The organism is Aeromonas sp. LsrichE-8G, assembly GCF_022869435.1.
GTDB classification, from domain to species: Bacteria; Pseudomonadota; Gammaproteobacteria; order Enterobacterales; family Aeromonadaceae; genus Aeromonas; species Aeromonas caviae.
On record NZ_JALIHH010000287.1, the window covers coordinates 19,500 to 27,671 of the forward strand.

11 protein-coding genes are annotated in these 8,172 nt (G+C 63.0%); 4 read left to right on the forward strand and 7 right to left on the reverse strand.

Annotated features, from left to right (window positions below; all coding sequences use genetic code 11):
• Positions 1-99 precede the first annotated feature (99 nt).
• Positions 100-1,143, reverse strand: a complete 1,044-nt coding sequence (locus tag MUW49_RS21415; protein ID WP_052816523.1) for a glycosyltransferase family 9 protein — start codon at positions 1,141-1,143, stop codon at positions 100-102.
• Between the two features lie 221 nt (positions 1,144-1,364).
• Between MUW49_RS21415 and coaD the strand changes: the two genes are divergently transcribed.
• Positions 1,365-1,847, forward strand: a complete 483-nt coding sequence (gene coaD, locus MUW49_RS21420) for a pantetheine-phosphate adenylyltransferase (protein ID WP_010676110.1) — start codon at positions 1,365-1,367, stop codon at positions 1,845-1,847.
• Between the two features lie 74 nt (positions 1,848-1,921).
• Here the strand turns inward: coaD and MUW49_RS21425 are convergent, their stop codons facing one another.
• The 6 genes from MUW49_RS21425 to radC form a co-directional block, all read right to left on the reverse strand.
• Positions 1,922-2,794, reverse strand: coding sequence for a VirK/YbjX family protein (locus MUW49_RS21425; protein ID WP_052816524.1), 873 nt, complete (start codon positions 2,792-2,794; stop codon positions 1,922-1,924).
• 176 nt (positions 2,795-2,970) lie between these two features.
• Positions 2,971-3,783, reverse strand: a complete 813-nt coding sequence (mutM, locus tag MUW49_RS21430) for a bifunctional DNA-formamidopyrimidine glycosylase/DNA-(apurinic or apyrimidinic site) lyase (protein ID WP_052816525.1) — start codon at positions 3,781-3,783, stop codon at positions 2,971-2,973.
• 14 nt (positions 3,784-3,797) lie between these two features.
• The gene (locus MUW49_RS21435; RefSeq protein ID WP_052816526.1) at positions 3,798-4,253 is read right to left on the reverse strand and encodes a hypothetical protein; all 456 of its coding nucleotides are present in this window, start codon (positions 4,251-4,253) and stop codon (positions 3,798-3,800) included.
• 90 nt (positions 4,254-4,343) lie between these two features.
• Positions 4,344-4,511, reverse strand: coding sequence for a 50S ribosomal protein L33 (gene rpmG / locus MUW49_RS21440; RefSeq protein ID WP_005323752.1), 168 nt, complete (start codon positions 4,509-4,511; stop codon positions 4,344-4,346).
• Positions 4,512-4,522: 11 nt separating this feature from the next.
• Positions 4,523-4,759, reverse strand: coding sequence for a 50S ribosomal protein L28 (rpmB, locus tag MUW49_RS21445; protein WP_005307492.1), 237 nt, complete (start codon positions 4,757-4,759; stop codon positions 4,523-4,525).
• A 136-nt stretch (positions 4,760-4,895) separates the two neighbouring features.
• Complete coding sequence (gene radC, locus MUW49_RS21450; protein ID WP_010676114.1) at positions 4,896-5,570, reverse strand: DNA repair protein RadC; 675 nt, start codon at positions 5,568-5,570, stop codon at positions 4,896-4,898.
• A gap of 147 nt (positions 5,571-5,717) precedes the next feature.
• Between radC and coaBC the strand changes: the two genes are divergently transcribed.
• The 3 genes from coaBC (at position 5,718) to slmA (ending at position 8,122) form a co-directional block, all read left to right on the forward strand.
• Positions 5,718-6,920: a bifunctional phosphopantothenoylcysteine decarboxylase/phosphopantothenate--cysteine ligase CoaBC gene (gene coaBC / locus MUW49_RS21455; RefSeq protein ID WP_042879081.1), complete on the forward strand. Its 1,203-nt coding sequence runs from the start codon at positions 5,718-5,720 to the stop codon at positions 6,918-6,920.
• 76 nt (positions 6,921-6,996) lie between these two features.
• Positions 6,997-7,455 carry a dUTP diphosphatase gene (gene dut / locus MUW49_RS21460; protein ID WP_010676116.1) on the forward strand — a complete coding sequence of 153 codons (459 nt, stop codon included), beginning with the start codon at positions 6,997-6,999 and terminating at the stop codon, positions 7,453-7,455.
• A gap of 70 nt (positions 7,456-7,525) precedes the next feature.
• Positions 7,526-8,122 carry a nucleoid occlusion factor SlmA gene (gene slmA, locus MUW49_RS21465; protein ID WP_010676117.1) on the forward strand — a complete coding sequence of 199 codons (597 nt, stop codon included), beginning with the start codon at positions 7,526-7,528 and terminating at the stop codon, positions 8,120-8,122.
• Positions 8,123-8,172: the final 50 nt, after the last annotated feature.

Consider the following 8,172-nt stretch of genomic DNA (forward strand, 5'->3'; position numbering starts at 1 on the left):
CTGTCGGGGACCACGTCCGGTAGGCTGGCCTGCCAGTAAGGCGCATCCCCTACAAGACAGGGCCCCGCGGGGCCCTGTCTGTATGTTCTGTGTGCGCTCTCAGCGCTCGGCGCGCCAGAAGGGCGGCGCCCAGCGGGCGATCTCTGCCGCCATGGCCTTGGGATCGAGCTGGCTCATGTCCTCCGGGTGGTCGCTGTCTTCCGGCGGGCTGAAGGGCAGATGGCGCCCCTCGCCGTTGAGCGGCCGCCAGCGCAGCGGCGTCGCCGAACGGTGTGCCGGGAAGAAACCGACGGTCGGCACGTCCATGGCCGCGGCGATGTGCAGGGGCCCAGTGCTGCCCGCCACGAACAGGGCGGCGTTGGCCATCACCTGGCAGAACTTCGGCAACCCCTCGTCGGAACGATAGATCCAGCCGTTGCCCCCATGGGCCAGCAATTCGGCCGCCAACTGCTCCGCCTTCCCCTCCTCCCCCGGGCCTGCCGTCAGCACGCACTGCAACTCGGGACAGGCCTGGTTGAGCTTGATGATGAGGCGCGAGTACTGCTCGATGGAGAGGTTGTTGGCCGAGCCGCCGCTGCCCGCATGCACCATCAGCCAGGGGCGGCTGGCGTCGAGCCTGAGACGGGCGGCAACCTGCTCGCGCACCTGCAGCAGGCTCTCGGGGTCGAAGTCGAGGTAGGGGCCCTGTGGCTCCACCACGGTCTGATGCTGATCGGCGAGGAAGCGGCGCACCAGATCCAGGTTGTATTCGTACTCCGGCTTATGGGAGCGGGAGCGGCGCTGCACCAGGCGCTGGTTGTAGAGTACCTGGGCCAGCTTGGTGGCGGGGGCCAGCCGGTAGGGAATGTGCGCCTTCCACACCAGCTTGGCATTGCGGGTGTTGGAGAAGAGGCAGATGGAGGCATCGAAGGCGGCCGCCTTGATGCGCGCCAGCAGGGCGCGTTGCTGCTCCTTGTCGGCCCGGGCACCCGGATCCAGGATGATCTCGTCGATCCAGGGGCAGAGGCGGGCCAGGGGCGCCGTGTAGGCGGGAACCAGGGCAGTCACATGACACTCCATGGAGCGCTTGAGCATGGCAAAGCTCGGCCACGCCAGCATGAAGTCACCAATCTTGTCATTGCGGACTACCAGAATACGTTTCATAAAAAATCCCTATGCTCCCTGTCACCAGCGAAGGAGGCTTGATGCGCGATGCGGGTATTCTTGCCTGATGCAGGGCGATTCTCAAGCGAAGACGCCACGGGGCCCCGATTTGTGCGACCCCGGCCGCCGATCAGCGCCAGAAATCCGCGCCATCCCGGTCGCGACAAACCGGCAACAGCCCCTATAATGCGACCAGTTTTCCGGTTTCAGGAATCAGCAGCATGACCAACAAGGTAATCTATCCCGGCACCTTCGATCCCATCACCAACGGCCATACCGATCTCATTGGCCGCGCCGCCAGACTGTTCGACGAGGTGGTGGTCGGGGTGGCCAACAGCCCGAGCAAACGGCCGCTGTTCGATCTCGAGGAGCGCGTTCAGCTGGCCAGGCAGGTGACGGCTCACCTGCCCAACGTCAAGGTGGTGGGCTTCTCCGGCCTGCTGGTGGATTTTGCCAGGGAGCAGCAGGCCAACGTGCTGATCCGCGGCCTGCGCGCCGTCTCCGACTTCGAATACGAGTTCCAGCTCGCCAACATGAACCGTCGCCTGATGCCCACCCTGGAGAGCGTCTTCCTTACCCCGGCGGAGGAGAACTCCTTCATCTCCTCCACCCTGGTGAAGGAGGTGGCGCTGCACGGAGGTGACATCCACCAGTTCGTCGACCCCCTGGTGGCTCAGGCCATTGCCGCCAGACAGCAGCGCTAATCCCCTCCCCTGATGGGCAGAAACGAACAAGGGCTACCCGCGGGTAGCCCTTGTTGCATCAACGCACTGCACGCCTAGCTGCGGGCAAACTGCTGGCGGATCGCCAGCTCCAGCTGATCGAGCCACTCGTAACGGCGCCGGTACATGGCCCGCTTCTTGGCGGCCACCTCCTCCAGCGGCTTGCGCACCACGGGTTGCAGCCGCACGAAGTTGGCGTCCTGATCGAGGGCGCCAAACTCCTGCCACAGCTCGTCGTAGTCCGCCTGCAGGCAGGCTTTCTTCTTCTTGCTGTACCGTCTTGCCTGGAAGATGTGGGCCTTCATGCGCACCGCACAGACCCGGTGGGCCCCCATGGCCCCGGCCAGCGCCATCACCAGCATCACCACCAGCGACTTGGGTCTCAGACCCTGACCCGCCCGGGTCAATGCCCGCACCTGCTCCTGGGGCTGTTCGACACAGGGCTCTGGCCCCTGCACCGACCCGATCACCAGGGCCAGCTCCTGTTCGTTGCCCGCCAGGGAGAAGGCACAGCTGTAGAGTCGCTCCCCCCGCGCGTTGACGATGGAGAGGGCCAGCTCCGCCTCCCTGCGGAAGGTGCCGTCGTGACGCAGCACGATGCGCCAGCCGCCATCGGGATAATGGCCCAGCACTATCCCCTCCCCCAGATAGAGCGGGTCGATGAGCTCGGGGTACAGGCCCAGCAGCAGGCGGTAGTGATCCTCCACCATCTTGACCCGCTGGTTCACCGTCGAGCAGGCGAAGCGATAGGGGCGCATCGGCTTGTCGAGCAGCTCGGGGTGGCGGGCGGGAAGCGCCCGCAGGGGGGCGCTCTGGAACAGCTCGAACACCCGGTTCAACTGCGCAAGGTAGAGCAGACTGCGCAGCAAAAACTTGCCGCGATTGAAGGTCTTGCGGGCGCTGTCTTCGGGATAGAGGAAGCGGGCCATATCGTGGGCACAATAGTGCCCCTGCCGGGATAAATGTTCCCAGTCTATTGATTTAGCTGTCATTTTATTACCTCGCAGCCTGAACTGGCGAGATAGTAGTCATGGGCTGACGCCGCTTCAACAGACCGGAAATACTCTCTTACAACTTGGCCGGTTCCGGCTCAAAAATCCCACTTTCAGCGTTGGCAGTGGGAGCAGAACACCGTGGTTCGCTGGCCCATCTTCACCTCGGTGAGCAGGGTGTGGCAGTGGAAACAGGGCTGGCCGCCACGGCCGTAAACCTGCAACTGCTGGACGAAATAGCCCGGCTTGCCGTCGGCGCTGGTGAAATCCTTGAGGGTGGTGCCCCCCTGGCGAATGGCCTCGGCCAACACCCGCTTGATCTCGCTCACCAGGGTGCCCAGCCGCTCGGCGCTGATGTTGCCCGCCGCCCGCCTGGGATGAATGCCGGCGGCATAGAGCGCCTCGTTGGCGTAGATGTTGCCTACCCCGACCACCACGTGGTTGTCCATCAGGAACTGCTTGATGGCGGTGCTGCGCCCCTTCGCCCGCTCCCGCAGGTAATCGGCATGGAAGGCGTCGGTGAGGGGTTCCGGCCCCAGCTTGGCGAGCAGGGCATGGGCCTCGGCCGGTTCGCGGGTCCACAGCAGGGCGCCAAAACGGCGCGGATCGTTGAGCCGCAGCAGCTTGCCGTTGGCCAGCTCGATATCCACATGATCGTGCTTCTCGGCCGGGGTGCCGATGTCCAGCACCCGCAGGCTGCCGGACATCCCGAGATGCAGGATGGCGGTGCCGAAGTCGGTCTCCAGCAACAGGTATTTGGCGCGGCGGCTGACGCGGTGGATGGTGAGATCCACCAGCTCCTGGATCTCGCCGGGCACGGGCCAGCGCAGGCGGCCGTCCCGCACCACCACGCGGGTCACCTTGATGCCGGTAAGCCAGGGGGAGATGCCCTGGCGGCTGACTTCGACTTCCGGTAATTCAGGCATGGGCGATCTCTCGTTCAGGGAATGGGACGTATCAGGTCACGGTATTGCGCCTGACTCAGGCTGAGCCAGGTCGAGGAGGGCAGCAGGGCGGCAAACTTGCCGTCGTCCTGATAGAGCCCGACTTCCACCGGATCGCTCTGTCCGGCGATCCAGATCTTGAGGGTCACCGGGGTGCCGCGCACGGGCTCGCCGGGGGGCAGCAGCCAGCCTTGCCACGCCTCGATGCGGGCCGCCAGCTGGGCGCTGCCGAGCCCCAGATCCGGCGCGCTGCGCCAGCCCTGGCCGATACGCTCTATCTGCCAGCTCGGCCCCCGCCAGGTCAGCACCACGGCACTCTCCGGCAACAGCGGACGCGCGCGTTTGGCACTGTTCTCCTGCTGGGCCTGCTCCAGTCGGTGCAACAGGGTAATGACGATCAACACGACCACGATGATCACGTTGTTCCAGCCTTTGCGGCTCAGTTTGAACATGGCTAGCCTCCCTTCGAATCGGCAGTGTACTGAATTCCAGCCATAAAAAAACCCGGCACGAGGCCGGGTTTTTGCAGCGAAACCAAGTAATTACTTGATTTTGCCTTCTTTGTAGATCACATGCTGACGAATCACGGGATCAAATTTCTTGATCTCCATTTTTTCGGGCATGGTGCGCTTGTTCTTGGTAGTGGTATAGAAGTGACCAGTACCGGCGCTGGAGTTCAGGCGAATCTTATCGCGAATACCTTTAGCCATGATCTAATTCCTTATACCTTAACGCCGCTGGCACGCAGTTCAGCCAGAACCACTTCAACGCCGCGCTTGTCGATGATACGCATGCCTTTTGCGGATACGCGCAGGCTCACGAAGCGTTTTTCACTCTCAACCCAGAAACGGTGAGTGTGCAGGTTCGGCAGGAAACGACGCTTGGTAGCGTTGTTAGCGTGCGAACGGTTGTTACCAACTGCCGGGCGCTTGCCGGTTACTTGGCATACTCTAGACATGTCAGTCTCTCCAAATCTTACTTCATTGCTCGAGCAAATATCTGCCCCGCTGGCCTTCGATTGCGGGGCAAACAGAAGGCGGCATTTTATACAGCATCCGTGATCAAAGATCAACTAATACAGTGCCAGAGCCCAGTCACAACCAACCACGCTCTGCGAAAGAAACCGTGATGCCATCACCGATCACCAGGTGATCAAGCACTCTGATATCGACCAGGGCCAGGGCGGCCAGGATCCGATCCGTGATCTGGCGGTCCGCCCGACTGGGCTCGGCCACGCCGGACGGGTGATTATGCGCCAGAATCACGGCGGCTGCATTATGTTTGAGCGCGATCTGCACGATTTCTCTGGGCCAGACGCTCGCCGAGTCGAGGGTGCCGTAAAAAAGTTCGACAAACCGGATGACCCTGTGCTGGTTGTCGAGCAGCAGCAGGGCGAACACCTCCCTCCCCCGATCCCGCAACTGGGCTTGCAGAAAGTCACGGGTAAGCCCGGGCGAGGTGAGCGCCTCTCCCCGTTGCAACTGTTCGGCCAGATGGCGCCGCCCCATCTCCAGCACCGCCTGCAACTGAGCATACTTGGCAGGTCCCAGCCCGTGAGCGCCACAAAAATCCTGCTGCTCGGCTCCCAGCAGTGCCCGCAGGGAACCAAACTGCTGCAACAACTGGCGGGAGAGATCCACCGCACTCAACCCGCTAACCCCGGTGCGCAGGAAGATGGCCAGCAGTTCGGCATCGGAGAGCGCCGTCGCCCCTCGGCGCAGCAGCTTTTCCCTCGGGCGCTCCTCTTCCGGCCACTCCTTGATGCTCATTTGTCTCTCCCTCATGGCTAATGAGAGAAAACATAGCAAAGAATCCCGCGAGCCCGACCACAACTCCCCCATGTCAGCCTCTGTCGCCACCCATTGCCTGTGCTATCTTAGCCGACCAATCAGAGTGAGCCGGAAGAGAAGCAGCAGATGAGATTGGCCGATAAACGCATCCTGTTGGGTGTCAGTGGCGGGATCGCCGCCTACAAGAGTGCCGAACTGGTACGTCGCCTGAAAGATCAGGGGGCCGAGGTGCGAGTGGTGATGACCCGCTCCGCTAAGGAGTTCATTACCCCGCTGACCCTGCAAGCCGTCTCAGGCCACCCGGTGGCCGACAGTCTGCTGGACCCGGCTGCCGAGGCGGGCATGGGCCACATCGAACTGGCCAAGTGGGCCGATCTGGTGCTGATCGCACCCGCCAGCGCCAACCTGATGGCCCGCATGGCCGCCGGCATGGCGGACGAGCTGCTCACCACCCTCTGCCTGGCCACCCCGGCGACTGTCGCCCTGGCGCCAGCCATGAACCAGCAGATGTATCGCAACGCCGCTACCCAGGCCAACCTTCAGACCCTAGCCGAGCGCGGCATTCAGCTGTGGGGGCCAGACTCCGGCAGCCAGGCCTGCGGCGACGTGGGCCCGGGCCGGATGCTGGATCCCCTGGAACTGGTGGAACGCTGCTGCCAGCAGCTCGCCGCCGAACCGCTCCTGGCAGGCGTCAGGCTGCTGCTCACCGCCGGGCCGACCCGCGAGGCGCTGGATCCGGTGCGCTATATCAGCAACCACAGCTCCGGCAAGATGGGCTACGCCATCGCCCGCGCCGCGCGCGAAGCGGGCGCGGAGGTGACCCTGGTGAGCGGCCCGGTGGCACTGGCCACCCCGGCCGGCGTTACCCGCATCGATGTGGAGAGTGCCCTGCAGATGCACGAAGCGGTGATGAGCCGGGTCGGTGAGTGCGACCTCTTTATCGGCTGCGCTGCCGTCGCCGACTACCGTCCCGCCCAGGTGGCCGAGCAAAAGATCAAGAAGACCGGCGACAACGACCAGATGCAGCTGACCCTGGTCAAAAACCCCGACATCATCGCCGATGTGGGGGCGTTGTCAGACAAACCCTTCACCGTCGGATTTGCCGCCGAAACCGTGGATGTGGAACAATACGCCCTCGACAAACTTCGACGTAAGCGGCTGGACATGATCGCAGCCAACGATGTGTCCCGTGCAGGCCAGGGTTTCAATGCCGATGACAACGCCCTGACCGTCTTCTGGCAAGGGGGTCAAGCCGCCCTGCCCCTGGCCGATAAGCTGACGCTCGCCCGTCATCTTGTCGCCCTGATTGCACGCCATTATCGACCCTGAGCCCATTGAACATGCCGGGAGCCCCAGGCTCCTGCAGTACCACCCGATCGCCAGGCGATCCAATTGAAAAAGATTCATGACGACACAAATTGAACTGAAAATCCTGGATGCCCGCATCGGCACCGACTTCCCGCTGCCCGCTTACGCCACACCGGGCTCCGCTGGCATGGACTTGCGCGCCCTGCTGGATGCCCCGCTGACCCTGGCCCCTGGCGACACCACGCTGGTGCCGACCGGGCTGGCCATTCACATCCAGGATCCGGGTCTGTGCGCCACCATCCTGCCCCGCTCCGGCCTCGGCCATAAGCACGGCATCGTACTGGGCAACCTGGTCGGCCTCATCGACTCCGACTACCAGGGTCAGTTGATGGTCTCGGTCTGGAACCGTGGCAACGACAGCTTCACCATGCAGCCTGGCGAGCGCATCGCCCAGCTGGTGATCCTGCCAGTGGTACAGGCCAGCTTCCAGTTGGTCGACGAATTCAATCAGAGTGAACGGGGTGAAGGCGGGTTTGGTTCTTCTGGTCGCCAATAACAAGACCACACGGCCCCCTGGGGCACGTGCCAAATAATAGAATCAAGCCATTGTTTTTTTAGGGGAATCCATGGCAAGCAGTAACCAGAAACAGAGTCGGCGCGATCAGATCCTGCAGGCACTCGCCCACATGCTGGAAACCAGCCCGGGCCAGCGCATCACCACGGCACGCCTCGCGGCCGAGGTGGGCGTGTCCGAGGCGGCCCTCTACCGGCATTTTCCCAGCAAGGCGAGGATGTTCGAGGGGCTGATCGACTTTATCGAGGATTCCCTGCTGTCACGGGTCAACCTGATCATGGCCGAAGAGAAGGACACCATGGCCCGCTGCCATCACATACTGCAGCTGCTGCTGGTGTTCGCCGAGCGCAACCCCGGCATCACCCGCATTCTCAATGGCGATGCCCTGCTGGGCGAACACGATCGGCTGCGGGATCGCATCAGCATCCTGTTCGACAAGCTGGAGACCCAGATCAAGCAGGTACTGCGCGAGAAACGGCTGCGGGAAGGCCAGGGCTTCCAGCTCGACGAGACCATGCTGGCCAACCTGCTGCTGGCCTATACCGAGGGCCGCATCAGCCAGTTCGTCCGCTCGGAGTTCAAAATCAAGCCCACTGCCGGGTTTGAAGATCAGTGGCAGTTTATCCGCAGCCAGCTGCTGCAAAGCTGAGCCAGCAGACCGCATCAACCAATGCACGTCCGCTCCGAGTTCACAATCAA

Excerpts from the sequence above, each read along its gene's own strand:
- MUW49_RS21415 (WP_052816523.1), bottom strand. The coding sequence starts at position 1,143 with ATGAAACGTATTCTGGTAGTCCGCAATGACAAGATTGGTGACTTCATG.
- coaD (WP_010676110.1), top strand. The coding sequence starts at position 1,365 with ATGACCAACAAGGTAATCTATCCCGGCACCTTCGATCCCATCACCAAC.
- MUW49_RS21425 (WP_052816524.1), bottom strand. The coding sequence starts at position 2,794 with ATGGCCCGCTTCCTCTATCCCGAAGACAGCGCCCGCAAGACCTTCAAT.
- mutM (WP_052816525.1), bottom strand. The coding sequence starts at position 3,783 with ATGCCTGAATTACCGGAAGTCGAAGTCAGCCGCCAGGGCATCTCCCCC.
- MUW49_RS21435 (WP_052816526.1), bottom strand. The coding sequence starts at position 4,253 with ATGTTCAAACTGAGCCGCAAAGGCTGGAACAACGTGATCATCGTGGTC.
- rpmG (WP_005323752.1), bottom strand. The coding sequence starts at position 4,511 with ATGGCTAAAGGTATTCGCGATAAGATTCGCCTGAACTCCAGCGCCGGT.
- rpmB (WP_005307492.1), bottom strand. The coding sequence starts at position 4,759 with ATGTCTAGAGTATGCCAAGTAACCGGCAAGCGCCCGGCAGTTGGTAAC.
- radC (WP_010676114.1), bottom strand. The coding sequence starts at position 5,570 with ATGAGCATCAAGGAGTGGCCGGAAGAGGAGCGCCCGAGGGAAAAGCTG.
- coaBC (WP_042879081.1), top strand. The coding sequence starts at position 5,718 with ATGAGATTGGCCGATAAACGCATCCTGTTGGGTGTCAGTGGCGGGATC.
- dut (WP_010676116.1), top strand. The coding sequence starts at position 6,997 with ATGACGACACAAATTGAACTGAAAATCCTGGATGCCCGCATCGGCACC.
- slmA (WP_010676117.1), top strand. The coding sequence starts at position 7,526 with ATGGCAAGCAGTAACCAGAAACAGAGTCGGCGCGATCAGATCCTGCAG.